The 22,679-nt window shown below is 37.2% G+C and carries 14 protein-coding genes; 9 read left to right on the plus strand and 5 right to left on the minus strand.

Annotation, left to right across the window (positions count from 1 at the left end):
- Positions 1-13 precede the first annotated feature (13 nt).
- The 4 genes from AC27VX_RS01245 to AC27VX_RS01260 all read right to left on the minus strand — a co-directional run bounded on the left by AC27VX_RS01245 (position 14) and on the right by AC27VX_RS01260 (position 9,987).
- The gene (locus tag AC27VX_RS01245) at positions 14-547 is read right to left on the minus strand and encodes a hypothetical protein (RefSeq protein ID WP_236856790.1); all 534 of its coding nucleotides are present in this window, start codon (positions 545-547) and stop codon (positions 14-16) included.
- The gene (locus AC27VX_RS01250; protein ID WP_488693459.1) at positions 537-7,376 is read right to left on the minus strand and encodes an RHS repeat-associated core domain-containing protein; all 6,840 of its coding nucleotides are present in this window, start codon (positions 7,374-7,376) and stop codon (positions 537-539) included. The genes AC27VX_RS01245 and AC27VX_RS01250 overlap by 11 nt, the downstream gene beginning before the upstream one ends.
- An 84-nt stretch (positions 7,377-7,460) precedes the next feature.
- Complete coding sequence (locus tag AC27VX_RS01255; protein ID WP_236856792.1) at positions 7,461-8,639, minus strand: lamin tail domain-containing protein; 1,179 nt, start codon at positions 8,637-8,639, stop codon at positions 7,461-7,463.
- 16 nt (positions 8,640-8,655) lie between these two features.
- Complete coding sequence (locus AC27VX_RS01260) at positions 8,656-9,987, minus strand: hypothetical protein (RefSeq protein WP_236856793.1); 1,332 nt, start codon at positions 9,985-9,987, stop codon at positions 8,656-8,658.
- Between the two features lie 346 nt (positions 9,988-10,333).
- Here AC27VX_RS01260 and AC27VX_RS01265 point away from each other — a divergent pair, with 346 nt between their 5' ends.
- On the plus strand, positions 10,334-10,594 hold the full coding sequence (locus tag AC27VX_RS01265; RefSeq protein WP_488693461.1) for a hypothetical protein: 261 nt from the start codon (positions 10,334-10,336) through the stop codon (positions 10,592-10,594).
- Between the two features lie 208 nt (positions 10,595-10,802).
- On the opposite strand, the gene AC27VX_RS01270 is transcribed toward AC27VX_RS01265, so the two are convergent.
- Positions 10,803-11,627 carry a universal stress protein gene (locus AC27VX_RS01270; protein ID WP_488693463.1) on the minus strand — a complete coding sequence of 275 codons (825 nt, stop codon included), beginning with the start codon at positions 11,625-11,627 and terminating at the stop codon, positions 10,803-10,805.
- Positions 11,628-11,916: 289 nt separating this feature from the next.
- Here AC27VX_RS01270 and AC27VX_RS01275 point away from each other — a divergent pair, with 289 nt between their 5' ends.
- The 8 genes from AC27VX_RS01275 to AC27VX_RS01310 all read left to right on the plus strand — a co-directional run bounded on the left by AC27VX_RS01275 (position 11,917) and on the right by AC27VX_RS01310 (position 22,671).
- A complete protein-coding gene (locus AC27VX_RS01275; RefSeq protein WP_236856796.1) occupies positions 11,917-12,975 on the plus strand; it encodes a sensor histidine kinase in 1,059 nt (352 codons plus the stop codon).
- Positions 12,972-13,736, plus strand: a complete 765-nt coding sequence (locus AC27VX_RS01280) for a LytR/AlgR family response regulator transcription factor (protein ID WP_236856797.1) — start codon at positions 12,972-12,974, stop codon at positions 13,734-13,736. The genes AC27VX_RS01275 and AC27VX_RS01280 overlap by 4 nt, the downstream gene beginning before the upstream one ends.
- 355 nt (positions 13,737-14,091) lie before the next feature.
- Positions 14,092-15,210 carry an efflux RND transporter periplasmic adaptor subunit gene (locus tag AC27VX_RS01285; RefSeq protein WP_488693466.1) on the plus strand — a complete coding sequence of 373 codons (1,119 nt, stop codon included), beginning with the start codon at positions 14,092-14,094 and terminating at the stop codon, positions 15,208-15,210.
- A 30-nt stretch (positions 15,211-15,240) separates the two neighbouring features.
- A complete protein-coding gene (locus tag AC27VX_RS01290) occupies positions 15,241-18,399 on the plus strand; it encodes an efflux RND transporter permease subunit (RefSeq protein ID WP_488693468.1) in 3,159 nt (1,052 codons plus the stop codon).
- Positions 18,386-19,801 (plus strand): efflux transporter outer membrane subunit, encoded by a 1,416-nt coding sequence (locus AC27VX_RS01295; RefSeq protein ID WP_488693470.1) that lies wholly within the window; start codon positions 18,386-18,388, stop codon positions 19,799-19,801. Before AC27VX_RS01290 ends, AC27VX_RS01295 begins: the two co-directional genes overlap by 14 nt.
- Before the next feature lie 224 nt (positions 19,802-20,025).
- Positions 20,026-20,601 carry a DUF4840 domain-containing protein gene (locus AC27VX_RS01300; protein WP_488693472.1) on the plus strand — a complete coding sequence of 192 codons (576 nt, stop codon included), beginning with the start codon at positions 20,026-20,028 and terminating at the stop codon, positions 20,599-20,601.
- A 98-nt stretch (positions 20,602-20,699) separates the two neighbouring features.
- Positions 20,700-21,266, plus strand: coding sequence for an RNA polymerase sigma factor (locus AC27VX_RS01305; RefSeq protein WP_236856802.1), 567 nt, complete (start codon positions 20,700-20,702; stop codon positions 21,264-21,266).
- Positions 21,259-22,671, plus strand: a complete 1,413-nt coding sequence (locus tag AC27VX_RS01310; protein WP_488693474.1) for an outer membrane beta-barrel protein — start codon at positions 21,259-21,261, stop codon at positions 22,669-22,671. The genes AC27VX_RS01305 and AC27VX_RS01310 overlap by 8 nt, the downstream gene beginning before the upstream one ends.
- Positions 22,672-22,679: the final 8 nt, after the last annotated feature.

The following is a 22,679-nucleotide window of genomic DNA, read 5'->3' on the forward strand; positions in this document are numbered from 1 at the left end:
TGTTTTTTGTTTATCACCATTTTTTTAATGGCATTTTTGCAGTAAAGGTATTTGATATAAAGGTTTCATCTATTAAATCATTTTTGAAAAGGATCATTCTGGATTTTAGTAAAGTTGGTTTTTTATCCAGTTTACTGAAAATATCTTTTTGTTTGAAAATATTAAAGCCTATTTTCTTCTGCTCGCCAGGTTTCAAAAGAATTTTTGATGCTTCAATATATTCTTTTGGGGACAGATATCCTCCGTATTTGTTATCAGGTTCATGTTGATTAAATTCTATTCCTGTTGGGAAATCCGTGTTTTTTGGGATTGTTGTACATAGTGCAATTCTTAAATAGTTATTGTTATAGATATCCTCCTTTTTACACGCGAAATTAATACCTGTAGTATCAATGACAATCTTTATTTCATGATTGGTAGTATTGGTAAGTATCACATCAAAAATTCCTGTGGCAGGTGAGGATGCTGAAATCTTTAGTTTTTGGGAATAAAATAAATTCCCAAAAACGACAAGAAGTATCAATAATTTAATTCTTTTAAAGTCCATACATTTTTTGTTTTTCAGGAGTCCACTGGCTGTTTGTATCTCCTAGTTTGAAAACGAATTCATAAGCTTTTTTTTCATTTAATCCTTTCATTTTTAAAGCACTTTGCTGGGCATTAAATGTTTTCTTAAAATTTAAGAAATTTTTTGTGGCTTGTCCTGAAGCAAAATCAGCAACATGATAGTACTCATGAAGAATGGCCACTGCAAGTGAATAATTAGACTGAAAGGCAGCTTTAAAAAATGTGATAACTAGCGGTCCGTCAAATTTACCTGTGTTAGCACCAATTTTTCCGTTCGATGTTTCAGCAGCAAATATGGTAACTTTATCCGGATCGATGGTAACTTTAGCTTTAGCTTCATATTTTTTCATACGCTCATCAAATAAAGAATGAATTTCTGCTTTCACTCTGGTTATTGATTTTGTGTTCATTTCAGGTACATCGTCAGGGTTGGTTACTTTATCTCTGATGAGGTTGGTGATTTCATAATTAATGGCTAAATAATGGGCAACGTGATTTAATCCCGAGGTCATTAGTCCCTGCTGTAGTCCATCCCAGAAATTCCCTCCCGCAATCGTAGATGATACCCCTCCCGAAAGACCTCCTGATGCAAGCATGATGGCTTTAATTGTTCCTGGATTTCTACTTCCAAAAGTAGTTAAAATTCCTACGCCCTCACTTTCATTGGTTAATTGAAAATCTTCTGCTATTCCCCCTAGCGTTTCGACACCACTTGAAATGATAGATGAGATAGCTCCGCTCATAAATCCTGAAATAAATGTACCACCGTTGATTTCAGACATCATACCACCAGACAATGCATGCATTCCAGCCTGGAAAGCAGCCTTACCCACTGTGAGCGCTTCTGAAAACATGGAAGTGGCGACACTTCCTACTCCAAAACTGATGATACCTGCCGCAAGACCCGTTGTCATTGCCTGGCCCATACCATACCAGTAAGGAACTCCTTTTATAGTATTTACAATAGCATGGGTAGTGGCAGAGACTGCTACTGCAATAAGTAAAACAGCTGCTAAACCGATATTTCCACTTGGATCAGTATACAGTAGAGGATTATTGAATACATATCCGTATCTGTTATAATTCTGGGTATCAAACGGCTCCTGCAGGACATTGTCAGGGCTTAAAAATCTTCTCAGAATAGGATCATAAATTCTTGCATTCATATGGATAAGCCCCGCTCTCCATAAATGCTCATGGCCACTATATCCTCTGTCTAATAATAATGATTCTCCTGTAAACTGGTCCAGATTAACAAACTGACCGGTACTATCTGCCAGTCCCTTAAGATTCCCCCAGGCATCAAAAAAACGTTTCTCGGCTACAGAGCCATCCTCTTTGGTAATGGCAAGTATACTTCCAAGATGGTCACGATGCAGGTAGTAATTTTGCGACTCCTGTGTTGCCCCTGCGATATTTATTATATCTTTCTTGATGTAGTTTGCAGAATAAGGATCTCCTGTGATATAGGTGATAATTTCAAGCTTACCTCCTCCTTTTCCTGATCTTCTGGTAAATTCTATTGTTCCATCAGCAGAATAGAACTTTTTCTTACCCGATATTGCGGAGGTCATAGAATATCTTGATTTTAACAGGCTGTATTCAAAGCTTAAGTCCTCTTTGTTTGGTACCTTAACCGTCAATGGTGCATTGAATGCATTGTAAGTTACTTCAGCAAAACCTCTGTTGGTATTTACCTGCTGTCCGCTGGCATTGAAGGCTATATTATTAAGTTTATAATCATTCGCTCCATTGTAGTTATAGTAACCCAGTTCAAGGTTTGCGGTCATTCTTCCTCTTTTGTCATAAGAGTATTGATTGGTAACAGTTCCGTTGGTTGTTTCCTTAACCAGCCTGTTTAGCTGGTCATACTCAAAAGTTTCATTTTTCCCGAAATTGTTATTATTTCTGGATTTGAGAACTCCTTTATTGACATCAAAATCGTAGCTTATATCAAGGGCGACAAGGCTTCCATTAGCATGATTTACCCTTAGCAGGCTTCCATTCTGCGGACTGTAATAATTGTTTAAAATATAACCATTGCCATATTCCATCTGAGCAATCTGGTTCATTGCATTTGTAGATGAAATATGCCATATTGTTTTATTAGCATCTACATTATTTTGTTGTATCAGTATACCATTACTGTCATACACATTTTTTATTTTTGAGGAAGTAGAGTAAAGTGGATTTAGCCATGTCGCCGAAATATGGGTTTCATCTACTCTCCCAAAGCTGTCAAAAGTTAAGGAGCTGGTATATGAAAAATCGGGAGTTTCTTCTTTTTTCCCTTTTATACGGAAATACTGATCATACTCTGTAGTATAGGTAAAGTTTTTCCCATTGCTTGTCCCATAGACTTTCTCCGGCAGCTTAGAGGTGGGGTTATACTGATAATATCTTTCAATATTTGTGTTCTCAGCAGATGTATTTCCATAGGTTTTTTCAAATTCGGTTTTTCCTGAATTATCATACTGAATAATAGTATATCCTTTCGGAGTATCTTCCCTTACAAGTCTTCCCAGGTTGTCATATTGGTAATTGAAAGTTCCTGCTGACGGTTCCGTTACTTTCTTTTTGTTACCCCAATCATCAATTTCATAGGTTGTTTTGCTGCCCTCATAATCGGTTTCTTTTAGAGCCCCGTTTGCATAATAGCTATAATTGATAATTCCTCCATGATCCTGATGTATAATGGTGTTGCCTAAGGCATCCATTGTTTTTGAAGTTTTTTGATAACCATCATCTGTTGTTACTTTTAATCCTTCATAGCAAGTAATAATGGTTTTTCCTGTATAGGTAATGTTTTTTACAGGACGATTATAAGAATCGTATTCTATAGTATTCCATTGAGTTTGGTCACCTTCAAAAGATGAACGTGAGTCTTTTATTATTTTTCCAAAAATGTCATACTCAGATTTTTTAACGATCCATTTTCCATTAATGCTCTGAGTTTTTTTCAAAATTTCTCTGTCAAATTCATCGTATACAGAGATGGTTTCTGCTTCAGCCTCTTTTTTTGTAGATATCTGGTATATTCCACCCTGAATTCCAGTGGCTGCAGATTTGGAAATAAACGTTTTTTTACCCAGATAGTCAGTAATGGTTGTAATATTACCCCAGTTGTCATAGCCAAAGTAAGTTTTCAATGATCCAACAGCTGATGTTTGTTCCAGGGTTCTTCCCTTCGGATTTATTACGGCACTTGAAACTAAGCCATCCGAAGAAGTTGTAGAATTCCGGTAACGGTGAGTAGGGTCATATTCGTAAGTTGTCGTCTGAGAGGCTATTCCAACAGTAGAAAGTGTTTCCTGTGTGGGGTTTCCGTAGCTGTCATAGAGGAAATTTTTAACGACTGGCTGTGAGTTCTGGCTGAATTTTTGAATTTCTTTTAAACCACCATGAGTTGGATAATAAATACTTACTTCTTTTGCTGTAAAAAAATCACCTTCTCTAAAAGAATTGTTCACTTGTTCGCTTATTTTGCCATAAAAATAATGCTGACCATTAGTGAATTCCGGCACATAAGAGAAATTAGTGTGCGTTACAGTTTGATCATTATAATTTGTCCAAACCTTCTTTAGTTTTAGATCATCAGATTCATCGTAAGTATATCTTTTAAGAACAACCATTTTTCTCAGATAGTCCTGAGTAAGTTCTTCAGTACTCAGAATGATACTTTGATTTCCTGTAGTGAATTTTTTATTGACGATGTTGGTCTCTGTTAAAAATTTGGAAATTCCTCCGTAAGATGTTTTTACTAAGGCATTATCCAATAGCGGATCTTTGGTGTTAATGGTCCAGAAAAGAGCGTTGGCAAGCTTCTTATTTCTGTATTTTCCATTTTGTAGAACAGATTCATATCCGTCAGACACATATGTTTTTTGGAACCCTAAGACTCCGCGTCCGTCAAGGCTTTGTATTGCATTTTCATAACGATACTCTTTTGACAGAATTTTTCCGCTGAAAAGAGTATGAATCTTATTAACAAGATATAATGCTCCGTTGGTCTGATGCGAGTACAAAGGATATTTTAAATCATTATCCTTGTGTTGATAACATATTTCTTCCTTTGTATCCAGTTTCATCATTGGGCGGTATTCAACCTTTTGAAGAACAGTAGAACCGTTATCTACTTCCTGAATCTGCTTTTCTAGGAAATTGTTATTGTTGAATGTAATCTTAAACTCAGATCCCGTAGTGATGTCGAAATTACTGATGGATGTTTTATAAGTATTTAAGAAGTTAACCTCATCAGAAACGGTGAAAAGAGAGAATGGTGTTATTTTCTCATTTTGTAAATCAATTTCCTGATTCAGTTTGGTAAAAGATGTATTCCCGTTATTATCCGTTGTATTGACAAAGAACTTTACCTTATTAAAATTGGGTAACATCGTCATATATGTTCCCGGGAGCTGTACATTTCCAAATTGATGTGGCCCCACATATTGAGAGAACCCCGGAAAGTTACATCTGTATTCCTGAAATATGCTGATATAGGTTGCTGGCATAGATTGGGCAGTCGTATTAAAGCACGAATGCGAATATACTTGTTCAGTATACCAATCATTAACATTTTCATAAGTGAAATTACTGATCAGAGGGTTTGGATCATTATACTTTATTTTACCAAACTTACTGATGGAAACAAGGTCAGATTTCCCGTCATTATTGATATCTGTTACAACAACATTTCCTACAGCAAAACCTGTCATAGAGCTATCAGGACCCCATAAAAATAAATCCCATCCGGATTGTTTTGGAACGGTTTCATCTTGGGAAGGCTTTATATAAGCTAGTTTCTGAGCTGTAAGATCAAGTTGACTTGGAATAAACTTTTTACCATCCGAAGTATACAACCACCACATAAACTGAGTTGTATTTTCAATGATAGGCCGTAATTTTGAGAAAGGACTCACGGTATTGAATACAATCTTAGGAGTTACAAAGTCGGTAAGTCCATCTCCGTTAAAGTCCCCCAACAGAATTGGAGTAATAAGATTTCCGCTACTGTCGTAGCTAAGGTCATTTAAAATGTTGGCAGAAGACTGTCCGGCGATATCTCCAAAAGGCTTTATAGTCATATCGGTTGTATTGATCTTGTAAATGCCGTATTGGTTTCCGGAGATAATCATGATTTCCGGAACCCCGTCGCCGTCCATTTCCAAAAGTCTGTAATTGTCTTCTGTAAGCAGTAAAGAAGTTACAGCAAACTCTTTTCTTGTAATGATATCTCCGGTTTCTTTACCTACCTCATATAAGTATAGTTTTTGATTAGCCTGGGTAGTTCCGCTGATGTATATAAGATCGAAAAGCCCGTCATTATTAAAATCTCCCGAAATAAACATTTTTTGTGCTATTCTAGGAGGTGTAGTATGGGTTGGCTGCCCCTGAAACCCACCAGTCACCCAAGGAATAGATGGTCCCCCTGTTAATACTTTAGTTTTTCCGGTTTTTAAATCTTTGATTTCTATTAACCCCTGTTGAGATTCATTTGTTTTGGAAAGTGTATTGACAATGATTAGCTGATCGTTGGTTGTAATCTTACTATCATTAATTAATGTTTTTCCCGTAAAGATTCTCGTATGAGCATTGACATAAGTGGCCGGAGTTATAGGACCATATGGACTGTTAAGGTAAAATATAGGATTTCTGATGCTTCCCGGCTCTGGAGGAGGGGGAGGAGGCCCGCCAAACCCACCAGAAGGTCCACTTCTAAAATCTGTAACCGTAGCTGAAACATAAAAAACATCATTTCCGCTGTTGTTGTAAATATTTCCGGCAGTAACATCTCCTAATCTGTGTGTACTTGCTGGAGTAGTAGCAAGCTGACGTTTCGTTACCTCAGCAATACCTGTGGAATTGGGAGAATTATAGTTGAAATTCAGTGGTCTAAGGCTTTCTCCTGCTTCATTGTATACATTAATTGTACGTAATCTTTCATTACTGTCAGAATCTATAAAGTCATAATTAAAAGTATATTTTCTGTAATCTCCGGCATAGGTAGATCCGGTAATGATTTCAGAAATAAGTTTGCTGTTAATGTATTGTTGTCCGTTTCTATAGATTATTGCAATCTTTTTACGGTCTTTGTATAGAACCTTTAGATAAAATTTGTCCGTATTTGCATTGGTGCCTCCGTAGGAAATTTTATCCAGCTTAGGAGTGTTATTCGTAACAGTATAGGTATAGTGGATCTCATTGTCAAATGAGTCTGAGATTTTCACCACATAATGCTGTCCCGGGGAAAGCTCTTGATACCAGGCTATTTTCCCATCAGTGTATTGAACAGTAAAACTAGAACTTCCGGAAGATTTAGTGATCTTTATCTTAGAAGAATTTTGGGTAATGTATTCTGTATCAGATTTTTTTAATAATCTTTGTCCATCCAGGTAAAAAGGATCATTTTCATTAAATTGCGGTCCTATTGTAATTCCATCCAGATACTGACTTTTTCCTCCTCTGCTTATGATAGACAGGCCTGCTAAGTTCCATCCCCATCCGGCATTTCCGTTTCCTCCCTGGCTGTTGTAAGCCAAGGCTACATTAGGTTGAAAATTATTCAGCCCTTTTAAGGTTTCCACAGGAACGGTGTAAGTAAGTGATCCTCCTTCGCTGACAGACATTTCTGATTTTACAGAAGGAATAAGACTGTAGTCTGCCGGAATGTTCTTTGAAGAATTAGATTGATTTTCTTTATATCCTGAAGTATTATATTCAAGAGATACGGAAGTTGCCTGCTGAGCCCGCACAAATTGTGCTAAAAATAGAAGCGTAACAACTCCAAGAAATTTTATATTTTTTATCATACGAAACTGATTATGATCTTATAGATATTATTATGATAGTAAAGGCCATGAGCGGGTATGCTATGGCGCATTATGATTTTTTTATTAGCGTTTCAAAATGTTTTTACCTACAAGTTGTCCGGTGTTCAATGTAAAGTTGGCTACATATACTCCCGTTATCTGGTTTCCTAAGCTGAAACTGAAGTTAAAATTTGAAGAATCCTGTAAATTATTTTTGGTAAAAAGAAGAGCTCCTGTACCACTGAATACCTGAACAGAAGTTACTTTTCCTTGGGCAATACCTGTAATACTTACGTTCACAATATCTGAAGTAGGGTTTGGAGACAGCTGGATTGCCATTTTGATTTGTTCCAGATGATCTCCCGTATTTTTATTTTCTGCAGATTGGTCAGATAATTCTGAAATGGTCTTTAAGACACCCGTGTTTAAAGCTGAGCTGTTACCGGCTTCATCAAAATTGAACTTTTTACTTCCTGAAGTTGGCCCCACATTAAAAGATTGAGAAATATAAGGAATATCAATATTACATTTATTATCTATCAGATCTCCGGCGTTTGAATCCCATGTGAGAATATCATAATTCTGAGCTAAAATATTTCCTACATAGTCCTCCAGCGGTTTAATGGGAGGTTTAATAGTAGCTACCAATGGGTTAGGGAATTGAGGTGTATTAAAATCATACTGCCAGTCTTTTACCTCATAAAATATACTTGGGTTGGCGACAGCATCAAATCCTGCAGAAATCCCCATATTGTTGCCTTCCTGTTGGAAAGAAACTCCGGAAGCAACATATTCCTGGCTTATATTGTGACCAGCAACTGTTTTGGCTATCAGAGCAATACTTTCGTCTGTATTACTTAACTTAATGACATTCTGATAGATAATTTGGTCCTCCTTACCTTGTGTCGTTGAAAAAAAAGTTGGAAAATAGTCCCCTCCGGAATTATTGTTTGCAACCACAACCATAAATTGTCCGGACTTTATTATTTTGTCCGGCAGATCAAAACTTCCTTCATTATCCCTTAACTTCCAGTCTTTAAGATTTAAATCGGTGTCGCTGGCATTAAAAATTTCAATGAATTCCCCACGATGTCTTTTTCTTAGCTTTTCAAACAAATCAGGGCTAGGATTTTGATATGGACCATAGTTGATATCTATGTATTCCGAATAAGGCGTATCTCTGTAGACCTCAGTGATGATTAGCTGAGCAGATGATAAAAGAGGTAATAATAGAAATATCCCTCCAAATAATTGTTTTTTCATGGTTAGTTAGGAGAAATTATACTTTATTTAAATACTTTTGAAGTTTCTCAATATAAATGGATTTGGAAAAATTTCTGTTTTGGTTAAGCTGTGCAATTTTTTGCTCCCAGGAATCTGAACTTGTTGTGAGATCCTTTGCATTTATTACCAGATAGAGGTATTTCTGTGTTATATTTTCCTGACTAGTTTTCTTCAAGTATCTTATCACTAAAGTATTAACTGAATCTATAATAGAAGTGTTTTTAATTCCTGCTTTTGTCTTCAGCAAAACATTAAGTTTGTTTTCAGCCTCCGTGGTTTGATTTTGCAGCAGGTAGAAATCTATTTTTTTACATTGTAGAATAAACTCTTGATTCTCATCCGTTTTCTTTTGTTCCATATCAGAAAGAAGTAGCTGAAGTTTTGATGAATTCGAAGGCTGAGATTTTTTAGCGGCATTATAATATGAAGCGGCACTCCAGAAATTCTGTCTTACAGTGTGATTTTTTTCCTCCATGGCCAGCAGCGTTTGGAAATCTCTCTTTTGTTTACCAAGTCTTCTGATCCAATAAACCGCTGACCGATCTTTAGGATATAGACTATGATACTCTTTGGCAAGTACAATTGCCTGATCGGAGCCATTGCTTTTTATATTTCTTTTGATAAGAATAAGATAGAGTTCCCTGATATGATTCTCTCTTTCCTTTTTATAGGGCTTATTCTTAAGCTGAGTAAGTTTCGTAGAGAGCTGATCATTGGTTAAAAGATCAAACCGTGCCTTGAAAAGTTTTTGATTTTGTTTGTGAAGCTGTTTTATATTGGTGTTCTTTTTATGATGAAGATCACCGGCATTGAAAGAAATCAGCTTATTTACCTTTGCAAGTTGATGCTGTAAACATTTATCATCAGGGTGCTGCAAAGCAAGTTCGGAAAGTTTATTTTGTGCTACAGAAAGAAGATTTTTATTCTTCAACCTACTGACCTTTTTATTTCCTGTAGCTATTTTTATATACTGGCTATATAGCCTTTGCTTCAGTTCTTTATTCTCAGGATACTGTTGAACCGCTGTTTCCAAAATCTGGAGATAAGCGGATTCCTGTTTGGGTTTTTGAAAAATACATCGCCGTAACCCATCATAAGCTCTTACCTCCTGAGGACGGCTGGATATTATCTGTTCATACTTTCCTTTTGCCTTTGCCCATTTTTTCTCCTTGCAAAACGTCTTAGCACTCTTGAGAAGAGTATTGATGTCGTCATTTGTCAGGAAATTTTGCGGACTTAAGGTGCTTTTTGAAAAAAAGAAGGAAGGAATAAGCAACGAACCAGCACTCAACGCTGAAAGTTGCAAAAATCGTTTTCTAGAAACCATAAAGTTCGTGGAAATTAGTGTTTTTTTTAAAAGAAAAGGGAAGGTAGGTTGCTACTACTGAATAATAGGCCTGTTCTTTCGGTTTAACTTTAATAAACTCTTAATCGTTTTCCTTCCCTTAACGGGGGCAAAATTAATCAAAATTATTAATTCAGGAAAAATATTTCACAAGATGTTTGTTATTTTTTTGTTACGGTCATCATTTTATAATGAGGCTAAATATTTTCCTCAGCTCAAATCTTGTGGAAAATCCATTTTCCCAGTTTATCTTTGTTTATGATTTTTGGAATTTTAGTTCTGTTTTTTAACTCTAAATTCCCGATTTTATGGAAATTTTTTCTTATTGATGGAATATTTATCGTATGTTAAAGAATTTCTATCTAGAAAAGATTTAGAATCTCTTAAGTTTAAATATAATGAAGATGACCATTTCGAATCACTGGAATTTGTTATAGTGAGCCCTTATACACAAATAGATGATCTTGTTGAGAAGTCTCTGATGGGGAAACACAATTCGAAAAACGGAGATAAGTATGTAGTAAATTCTGATAGTGGAATAGAATACATTGAAGCAACTTCTGACTTTGTTAAAGTAGGGCAAACATGAAAATGTCAAAAAGATTTCGCTGATATTTTTAGCCATCTTCAGGTAGTTTTTCATTGTTCGAAAACATACAGAAAGGTTTTCTAGAATATTAGTAATAAAAAAACATGACCAGGAAATATTTCCCGGTCATGTTAAACAAGATTAAGTGTAAAATTTAGTCTTTATGGGCAAAAAGGATAATTCAAATGATAAAGATTTTTATTGATTCTTAATCTGTGTTTAGGGGAATTGACAATAAGGGAATTTTATTTTTATAAGCCATAATAGAGGTTTTACTTCTGTGAAAAATAGACTCCAGAAGATTGTACTGAAAAGGAACCATTGTCAGGAGATCCGGATTGGTTAACCTGATTTCCTCTTCAATAGCTTTGATTATCTCTATGGCTTTAACCATTTTAAAACTGTATTTAATATCATTCATATCATATACGGAGTTGAGATCAGTATCATGAATTACCTCTGCGAAGTCTTCCAGATTCTCACTTACATTGAAGATCTCAATATCAGAATTAAACTCCTTTACGAAATAATAGAGATCATTCATGGCTGACCAGGTCATGCTTTTGTGGGTTTCATAAGCAAAAAGGATTTTGCTTATTCCAGTGTATTCTATATGGGAAGGAACAATTAAGACAGGTTTTTTGATTTGATGAACAGCCTTCGTAACAGTATTTCCTAAAAGTCTTTGTTCAAGAGTTTTATCTGCCATTCCCATCACTATAAAACTACAGTCGTGGGTACCAATACATTTTTCCAGTTCTTCTATAAAATTACCGGAAGCCAGGTAATATTCTGCTTTAATAGCATATATGGTATTGATCTCGGTCACTTTATCTTCCATTTTCTTTTGATTTTTAATCGTCTGAGAGTAGAAGAAATCTGCAGACGCCTGAGCATTCAGAGCATGAATAGAAATCGTTTGTAGGTTGAAAAGAAGGATACTATATTTATTTTCCTTAGCCAGAGACGCTGCATAATGAATGGCATTTTCAGCTTCCCGGGAAAAATCTGTGCAGACAATTATTACTTTCATTGTACCGGATTTGATACTGCAAAACTATCATAGAAGGGTTTATCTTCTGTAAAAAACAATGTGATATTGCATAAAACGATGATGAAATGTCGTTTTCAGGTGATGAAACGTTAGAATTCATTTTAAGTCTTCTATTTAACGTTTCAAACATGGTTTTAGCGGTCTCGTTTAAAAGGCTGGAGTGCCATATAAAATCTATTTCTATATTTACAATCATAAATCCCCAGATATGAACAGGATTTCGAAAATCAGGAAAAAAATAGTACGGAATAAAAAAATACTCTCTACCATGAAGAGAAGACTGGTGATCTGGACGGTGGCCATCATCACTTTCTGTGTTTTTTCCTATCTGATCAATCCGTTTGATCCCCATTGGGAAGGCTATTTTGAGTCGCCCTGGCAAACCATTGTAGAAGATTTATTGTGGGTGTTTTTCTTCTCAGTTATCATTTCCGAGGTCAGTATTTCTATTGATGGAATCCTCAACAGGCTGCTTCCCTGGAGAAACAGAACCATAAAAAGGCTATTGATTCAGGGAAGTCTTCAGATCATTGGGAGTATCCTTATGGTAATTGTTATTAATTTCATTATCGAAAGTACATCTGAAAGCCTGCCGGAGATGGATTCCCGGAAAGAATATACTTTATTGGGACAGTGGGTGGCAACTAATATTATTATATCTCTTATTATCAGTGCTTTTAATACCGTAGATTACCTTTTGGCTAACTGGAAAAAAACAGCAGTAGAAGCGGCTCAGCATAAACTGAGAGCGTCAAAACACAAACAGGCAGCAATGGCAGCAGAACTTCAGGCTCTTAAATTACAGATAGATCCCCATTTTATTTTTAACAACCTCAGTGTTTTATCTGAGCTTATCCTGGAGGACCAGCAGCTAGGATATGAATACTCAGAAAAATTTGCCAGAGTGTATCGCTATCTTCTCGTTAATTCCAAAAAAGACATCATCGCTTTAGAGGAAGAGCTCAAATTTTTAGATTCTTATATTTTTTTAATCGAAAAAAGAATAGGAGAGGGAGTTATCTTTACCATTGACATTGAAGAAGAATACAAACCAATGTATACCCTTCCCTTATCACTGCAGCTACTGGTGGAAAATGCCATTAAACACAATCAGACCTCAAAAGCAAATCCATTAAAAATAAAAGTGTACACACTTCCCACTAAAGAACTGGTTGTTTCCAACAGCGTTTTACCACTGATTAATAAACCTGATTCCTCAGGAGTAGGGCTCACCAATATTATTACACGGTATGAGATCCTCGGATACACAAAACCCATCATAGAACAAACTGAAAATCAATTTATCGTAAAACTTCCCCTGATATGAAGCTTAATAAAATTTTAATCATCGAAGACGAAAAGCCCAATGCAGACAGGCTGAAAAGACTTTTGCTAAAACTGAGACCCAACGCAGAAATTGTTGCTGTAGAAGACTCCATTACCTCATCCGTTAATTGGCTTGAAAATAATCCGGCACCTGATATGATCATGATGGATGTACGTTTGGCAGATGGCTTAAGCTTCGAAATTTTTAATAAGTTTGAGGTAAGAAGTCCTGTGATTTTCACAACCGCATATGATGAATATGCAGTTCAGGCATTTAAATACAACAGCATAGATTATCTCCTGAAACCCGTGGAAGAAGAAGAGCTTGATATTGCCCTCAGACGCTACGAAACCTTTATAGAAACAGTGCCATTCGTAGGAACAGCGATTGAAGGACTTCTGAATTATATCCAGCCTAAAGATTACAGAAAGCGATTTCTTATTGCCCATCGGGATGGTTATAAAACCGTTCTGGCTGAAGACATTTTATACTTCTATACAGAACTTGGAATGAGCAAAGCAATGCTGGCCACCGGAATTGTTGAAAATGTTCCGCAAACTCTTGAAGAACTTGAAAAACAGTTAGATCCTAAATCTTTTTTTAGGGCGAACAGGCAGTTTATCATTCATATTGACTCTGTAAAACAGATTTCTAACCATTTTAATGGAAAACTTAAACTGGAACTTCGTAAACAGCCTGAAATGGAGGTTATTGTAAGTCGTGAAAAAGCCTCCACATTCAAATCCTGGATGGATTATTAATGAGATAAATAAGAACACGGAAGATAAAACTACATTTGCCAGAGATGTACAAAACCTTTATTATTCGTACATCCACGACCAAAAAAGAGACTACTTAAAATCTCTGATTTTCTTGTGTCTTAAAAACATCATATAAATAAGATACTTTGCTGCTCTGCGATTTTCGCCGTCCTCTTTCCATTTTTAGCCCTGTCAAAAAACAAAAATCAGTAAAATTTCAGACTAAAATTCCCTTTTCCTTTCATTTTTCCTGTCATACGCTTCACCTGCGATTAATTACACTTCACCAGATTTCCGGATGAATATCCTTAATAGATGAAGTTATTTTGCAGTGTAAAATTTAAAAGCAAATGTTATGAACTACAGAAAGGGATATTGGGTTCTTTCACTCACCGCAGCAGCAATACTTTATTCTTGCGGTTCCGGAAACGGCCAGGAAAATGCCCAGCAGATGCAGGCACTTCCTACAGACTTCATCCAGATGAAATCAGGAGACGCAGATGTAGCTACAGGTTATCCGGGAAGTATTGAAGGCCAGGATAATGTGAATATCAAAGCTCAGGTAACAGGATATCTGGAAGCAGTATATATTAAAGAAGGACAATATGTTAATAAAGGACAGACGCTATTCAGAATTAATCCTTCAGTATACAATGAACAGGTGAATACCAATGAAGCAGGACTGAAAGCTGCTCAGGCCGCTCAGGAAACAGCGAGACTGGAAGTTGAAAAACTTAAACCTCTTGTAGAAGGAAAAGTAGTGTCTGATATGCAGCTGAAAACAGCACAGGCCAGTTATAAATCGGCTTCTGCACAGGTTGCACAGGCACAATCTTCATTAGGTTCCTCAAAGATTAATGCTAACTTTACCTATATCAAAGCACCTGTAAGCGGATATATCGGGAGAATTCCCAATAGAATCGGAAACCTCATCAGCCCTACTGATACTTCTCCGTTGACGACCCTCTCAAGCATAAACACTGTGAATGTTTATTTCTCCATGAATGAAGCCGACTTTATTGCACATAGAAGAGCAGCCGTGTCAGGAAATAATGCAGAAAATGTAGAATTGATCCTCGCAGATGGTTCCACGTATTCTTTAAATGGAAAACTTGAAAATGCCAGTGGAAACTTTGACAGAAGTACAGGAAGTATTCAGATGAAAGCGGTTTTCCAGAATCCGGATAAACTGTTGAGAGCAGGAGGAACGGCCAGAGTAATGATTCATAATGCTTTGAACGGAGTGATCAAACTTCCGAAGACTTCCGTGAAAGATATTCAGGATAAATTTTTTGTATATAAGCTGGAAGGAAAGGATAAGGTGAAGATGGCTCAGATTAAAATCTCAGGAAGTACATCCGAAGATTACTTTGTAAAAGAAGGCGTGAATGCCGGAGATAAGATTGCGGTCAATAGAATTGATGCACTTACAGACGGAGCTCTGGTTGTGGCCAAAGTGGTGCCTTCAAAATAGTTTTATAATCATTCTTAAGAAAATTTAAAAATGTTAAAAAAGATAATAGACCGCCCGGTACTGGCAACGGTAATATCCCTTATAATTGTCATTTTGGGAATTATAGGATTAAACCAGCTGGCGGTAACAAGATTTCCCGACATTTCTCCACCTACGATAACCGTTTCAGGGTCTTATCCGGGAGGAAACAGTGAGACAGTGATCCGTTCTGTAGTAACGCCCTTAGAAGAGCAGATCAATGGGGTGGAAGACATGAGCTATATGAAATCCACAGCGAGTAATGATGGGACATTTACTATCTCTGTGATATTCAAACAGGGAGTGAATGCTGACCAGGCTGCAGTAAACGTACAAAACCGTGTACAGCAGGCTACTCCTATTCTTCCTCAGGAAGTGGTAAGGATGGGGCTCACAACCTCCAAGCAGCAGAACAGTATGGTGCTGATTTTCAATATTTATACCGAAGATAATAAACAGTATGATGAAACCTTTCTGCAGAACTATGCCAACATCAACCTTATTCCGCAAATCAAAAGGGTAAAAGGAGTAGGGCAGGCACAGATTTTCGGGGTGAAAGATTACTCAATGAGAATCTGGCTGAATCCGCAGAAGATGTCTTCCTATGGACTTGAGCCATCAGATGTTTCCAATGCCATTGCAGACCACAGTTTAGAATCCGCACCAGGAAAATTAGGAGAGGAATCTAATGCAGCGCTGGAGTATGTAATAAGATATAAAGGAAAAAAGAATAAACCGGAACAATATGAAAATATAGTTGTTAAAAATGACGGAACCAATGTGATAAGACTTAAAGATGTGGCCCGTGTAGAATTCGGATCCATCAATAACAGTGGAGATAACCTTTCCAATGGTAAGAATGCGGTTACGGTGGCCATTATGCAGACTACAGGCTCCAATGCCAACGAAATTGAAATAGGAGTCAATAAAGCCATTGATCAGTTGTCGAAATCCTTCCCTCCCGGTATTAAATATACCAAAGTGATGAGTACCAAAGAAAGACTGGATGAAGCTACAGGACAGGTGAAATCTACCCTGATAGAAGCCTTTATCCTTGTATTTATTGTAGTATTTATCTTTTTGCAGGATTTCAGGTCTACTATCATTCCGGCAATTGCAGTTCCGGTAGCGATTATTGGAACCTTCTTCTTCCTGCTGGTGCTTGGATTTACCATTAATGTACTAACCCTTTTTGCCCTGGTATTGGCAATCGGTATTGTTGTCGATGATGCCATTGTGGTTGTAGAGGCTGTGCATAGCAACATGGAAGGGACAGATCTTTCCGGAAGAGAGGCTACCCATAAAGCGATGAGCGAAATCACAGGAGCCGTTATATCCATTACTCTGGTAATGTCTGCCGTATTTATTCCTATCGGATTTATGTCAGGTTCCGCAGGCCTTTTCTACAAGCAGTTTGCCTATACATTGGCTATTGCAATTATTATTTCTGCGGTGAACGCTCTTACTTTAACACCAGCTTTGTGTGCTGTATTTTTGAAAAATCACCATGCAGAAGAAGGAGGAAAACCTAAAGGATTCGGAAAACGATTCTCTGTTGCTTTCAATGCAGGTTTCAATAATATAACTGAGCGTTATGCGAAAGGAGTAAGATTTTTAATTGGACGAAAATGGATCGCCGGAGGGTTGGTCGTAGGAATTATAGGGCTTTCAGCATGGTTAATGTCAAGCACCACCAAAAGTTTTGTTCCTATGGAAGATGATGGATTCTTCATCTACTCATTAAGTATGCCACCTGGAACAGGATTAACAAAAACAACTGAGGTGTCTAACAAGATCAATGAGATTTTAAAAACTGTAGACGCTGTTCAGGAAAATACATCCATTACAGGATTCAACCTGTTGAGTAATAGTGCAGGGCCTGCATATGCGATGGGGTTTGTAAAATTGAAACCTAAAAAAGAAAGAGGAGCCGTTCAGAATATTGATGAAATCATGGAGATTGTGAATGGAAAACTCTCCGTGATCAAAGAAGGAAGTGTAATGAGCTTCAGAATGCCTCCGGTAGAAGGATATGGAGTGACCAATGATGCAGAAATAGTGCTTCAGGACCGTATGGGTAGAGATCCTCAGGTTCTTAAAGCCAAGGCGGATGATGTAATCGGTCAACTGATGAAAGTTCCGGAAGTGGCCTATGCTTATACCATGTTTAGAGCAGATTATCCTCAGTTGGAGCTGGAAGTGAATGAAGATAAAGCAAAGCAGTTAGGAGTTAGCATTGCCAGTCTTTTGGGATCTATACAGACTTATTTTTCCGGTGATCAGTCTCAGAATTTCTCAAGATTTGGAAAATTCTATAGAGTCAATATAAAAGCCGACGGTGTTTTCAGAATGGATGAACAGGCATTCAACGATATTTTTGTGAAGAATGATAAAGGAGAAATGGTTCCTGCCAGTACGCTGATTACATTGAAAAAAGTATACGGACCAGAATCTGTACAACGATATAATCTTTATAATTCATTAAACATCAATGTGGTACCTAAACCGGGAATAAGTAACGGAGCCTTAATGGATAAAATTGAGCCTGTCTTCAATAAACTTCCTTCTGATTACAGCTATGAATGGACAGGATTAAGCTTAGAGGAAAAATCAGCAGGAAGCCAGACCATTGTGATCCTTGGATTATGTCTGCTTTTTGTTTATCTGCTTCTTGCCGCACAGTATGAAAGCTATATCCTTCCTTTGGCGGTGATGCTGTCCATTCCGACAGGAATAGTAGGAGCATTTTTAGGAATTAAAGCGATTGGACTAGATAATAACATCTATGTACAGGTAGGATTGATCATGCTTATTGGTCTATTGGCCAAAAATGCAATTCTTATTGTGGAGTTTGCCGTACAACGTAGAAAATCAGGACTTTCTATTCTGGATTCAGCGCTGGAGGGGGCCAAAGCAAGATTACGTCCCATTATCATGACCTCTCTTGCCTTCATTGTAGGAATGATTCCGCTGATGATTTCTACAGGGGGAATGGCCTCAGGGAACAAATCGATCAGTGTAAGTGCTGCCATAGGAATGTTGAGCGGAGTTGTTTTAGGAGTATTTGTAATCCCTGTGCTGTATATGTTCTTCCAGTATCTGGATGAGAAATTTTCATCCAAAAAGAAGTATCCTGTCATACAAAATCAATTGACCAATGAGAATATTTAATATAAAAAATTTCCTTATTTCAGGCGCAATGGCATCAGTTCTGGTGTCTTGCACCGTGGGGAAACCTTATACGAGAACCGAGCTTCAGGTTCCCGAAACCTATAGAGAACCGATGCAGGTTACAGGAGACACTGTAGTACTTCCATGGAAGACCTTTTTTAAAGATCCTAAATTGATAGGATTAATAGATAAAGCACTTGCCAGAAATAGTGAAATGAATGTTGCCCTGAAAAATATAGAACAGCTGGATCTGGCCTACAGACAAGCTAAGCTTTCCCTAATGCCCACTCTGGATTTCAGTGCCGGTGCGACCAGAAGCTGGGCTTCTACCAATACGCTGAACGGTTCTCTTAATGAGCAGTTTGTAGGCACTAAATATATTGATGATTTTAGCGGAGCCCTAAGACTTTCCTGGGAGGTAGACATCTGGGGGAAAGCTAAAATGCAGAAAGAATCTGCGGCAGCGGAATATTTTGCTCAAAAAGAAAACTTAAATGCTATAAAAAGCAGAATCATTGTTCAGGTAGCTCAGGCGTACTATAATTTAATAAGTCTGGATGAACAGTTAAAAATAGCTGAGCAAAATATTGATCTGAGTGATAATACCCTTAAGATGATGAATCTTCAGTTTAAAGCAGGGCAGATCAACTCATTGGCAGTGCAGCAATCCGAGGCACAGAAGAAAACTGCCGAATTGCTGATCCCATTGGCAAAACAGAATATTTCCATTCAGGAGAACGCATTGAGTATTCTTTGTGGGGAATATCCAGATAAAGTAAAAAGAGAAGGAAGCCTGAAAATGATGATTCCTGAAAACAAACTTTCTGAAGGACTTCCTGCGCAGCTGCTGAGCCGCAGACCTGATTTGAAAGTTGCAGAATTCAATGTCATCAGCCTTAATTCAAAAACAGGATTGGCAAAAGCGGCGATGTATCCAAGTATTAGCCTGAGCCCGCAGATTGGAGTAAACTCTAATAAATTCAGCTCATGGTTTGACATTCCGGGATCCATTACCAAAGCAGTTGCCGCCAATCTGGCTGCTCCTATTTTTCAGAAAAAGCAGTTGAAGACAGCTTATGAAACAGCATTGATTGAGCAGGAAAAAGCGGCTGTCAACTTTAAGCAATCAGTGATGACAGCTGTAGGAGAAGTATCCGATGCAATGGCAAAATCTAAAGGTTCTATCGAAAGACTACAGCTTTTGGAACAGAGAACAGCCATTTTAGATAAAGGAATCAATGATGCTCTTAAGCTTTATAAGAGCGGTATGGCAACCTATCTGGAAGTGATAACAGCCCAAAACAATAAGCTTCAGAATGATCTGGAAGCAGTAAATGTTACACTTGAAAGATTGAATGCTGAGGTTGACCTCTATCGCGCGCTTGGCGGTGGAGTTGAATAAATATAAATAATAAATAAATGCACAAAGGAAGTTACGATTGTAGCTTCCTTTTTTGGATTTAAGAAAATGGTAACAGAAGAATGATGAAAAAATACATTCAGTAAATCAGTTATTTACGGAAAAATGAGAATTTTTATTTAATAAACATGCAAGATTTCCGGAAAATGAGATTTATATAGATGAGTACTCTAAAATAAATAATGTTTAACGAAAAAAATAATGCAATGAAAAACTTTACAGTACCCCAATTTTTTATAGCCGTACTACTGATATTTACAGGATTCACTTTATACTCTTGCAATGATGACGGACCAGATATTCCGCCGGTAAGGCTGGAAGAGATGCCTGGCAATTACAAAGGAAAGCTTATTATCGTACAGGGAACCACCAAAACAGAGAGTATTAAAGATTTTAAAGTAAAAAAAGATACCATAAGTTTTGCAGAATTTCCAATCAATGAAATTGTAAAAACGGTAGTGAAAGATCCGGTAAAAACAGAAGCTGCTATAAAAGCAATAGGAAAAGTGAAATATAACCTTACCTACACCGCTTCAGTAAACAAAGGCAATAATGCTGTAGAATTGGTTTTTTCCCCTAAAACACTCGAGTTTCAGATTCCTGTGGACGGAGTGAATAAAAAAACGGTGGTCACATTGGAAGCTAAGGAGAAAGGATTTTATGTAGGAATGGACCGTTCGCTGAGGTTTGCTTTTACGGCACAGAAAATAACGGTAGATGGAACGTTACTAGCACCTTATGAAATTATTAATTATAATTTTCCATTCTGCATAAAAAATTAATTAATAGATCTGGTTCTAAATGGATTGCACTTTATAAGATGCAATCTATTTTTGCCTGAAAATTTTAATCAGTATTCAAAAAGCCACGGGAGCAGTATATGGAAGAAACTAAAGAACAGATTTTGGTAAAGCACCTTCTGAACAAGGAAGAGGCTGCCTGGAAAGAGCTTTTTGGAGCTTATTCCGGAAATCTGACTTATGTCTGTTCCCGTTACGTCACTGAAAGAGAGGATGTTCATGATGTACTTCAAAACAGCTTTATCAAGATGTTCCGCTCTATAGAGTCTTTTGAGTACAGGGGGAATGGTTCATTAAAGGCCTGGATCACCCGTATTGTTGTAAATGAAGCTTTGAAACATATCCAGCAGAAAGGTGACTTTAAATCAGCAGTTGAAGTAGAAGATATTCCTGATATCCCCAATGAAGAAGAGCCGGATTTTGAAGAGATTCCAAAGGATGAAATTATGAAAATGATCAGGTTACTGCCGGATGGGTATAGAACTGTTTTTAATCTGTATGTATTTGAGAAAAAGAGCCATAAAGAAATTGCCGGAATCCTTGGTATTGCAGAAAACTCTTCCGCTTCCCAATTTCACAGGGCAAAAGGATTGCTTGTTCTGAAAATAAAAGAGTTTAAAATGTCAAAAAAAGCACAATATGAATAATGAATGGTTAAATAGCCTGCGAAGCAGAATGGAAGACCATGAAGAAGATATTCCTGATGGTTTGTGGGATGACATCCGAGATGAATTATTTTCCGAAGAAGATAAGAATGCAATAGTTGTAGGTTTATTTTCTGAAAATCAACATGATACTGAAGTGGAATCAAAGTTGGCAAACATAGAAAGCAGAAAAAAACCTTGGCTTTATCGTGTTGGAGGAATTGCAGCAGCAGTAGCATTGCTTTTTTGGGTTATAAAAATGCTGCCTGTCAATAGCAGCCAGAAAACTCTTTCTCAAAAGTCTGCCAATAGTAGAAAAGAAGAAGAAAAGATTGCAGCCCCTGGAAAATCAGAAAATCAAAATAACTCAAATAGAGAGGAAGCTATTCCTTTAAGCTCAGATTTTCCTTTAGTGCAAAACAGTTTTAATATAGAGGGCCGGGAAAACAGTTTGAAGGCTCCTAATTTTAAAAAACAAGGACAGGACAAGATTAATAATAATGAACTCTTAAGAAAATTAGAAAAAAGCCCGGAGACAATAGCGATGTTATCCTATGAATATCCGGAGTCTCGGAAAACAGCTTCAGCCAATGAAAATATAAGTGACTCCCTCAAAGAAAAGACAAAAGATGAGGTTCTTTTTAAAGAGTTGCCAAAAGAAGTATATGCTGAAAATTCGAAAAATAAGGCGGAAAAGTCTCAGGAGAAAAAATCATGGATGCTGAGTATGCTTACAGGAAATGTTTCTTCCAATTCTGCGGTACAGCAGTTTCCGGGGTATGCCTCTATGGATGGTAAACCAATGAATACAGAACAGGTTTGGAGCGCCTCTGAATATACAGATGATCCTCTTACTGCAATATTTCTTGCCAATCAGAGTCAGCCGGTAGAAGCACGGATCAGGCATAAAATACCGGTCACTTTTGGGTTATCCCTTTATTATAACTTAGGAAAAAATTGGGGGATAGGAACGGGACTGAATTATACAAAGCTTGCTTCCGAACTCCATTCAGGGACCGAGGCTAATTATATCAAAGGCGATCAGATTGTTCATTATATCGGAATTCCGGTTCAGGTCAATTATAATGTGGTGCAAAAGGGTCAATTTACAGGATATGTAACAGGAGGAGCCCTTCTGGAGAAGCCCGTGTCAGGAAGCATTACAACAAATTATATCGTTAATGATGAAATAAAAGAAACTTCCAAGGAAAGACTGGAGCATAAGCCACTGCAGTTTTCTGTGAATACAGCTATTGGATTTCAGCTGAAAGTCATTGATAAATTTGGAATTTATGCAGAGCCGGGAATAGGATATCACTTCAAAGGAGACAATGCTCCCAATACTATTTATAAAGAAAAACCACTCCATTTTAATATAAAATTCGGAGTCAGATTGCTGCTGGATTGAATGTAGAG

The organism is Chryseobacterium sp. 14P4.3.2, from assembly GCF_057799275.1.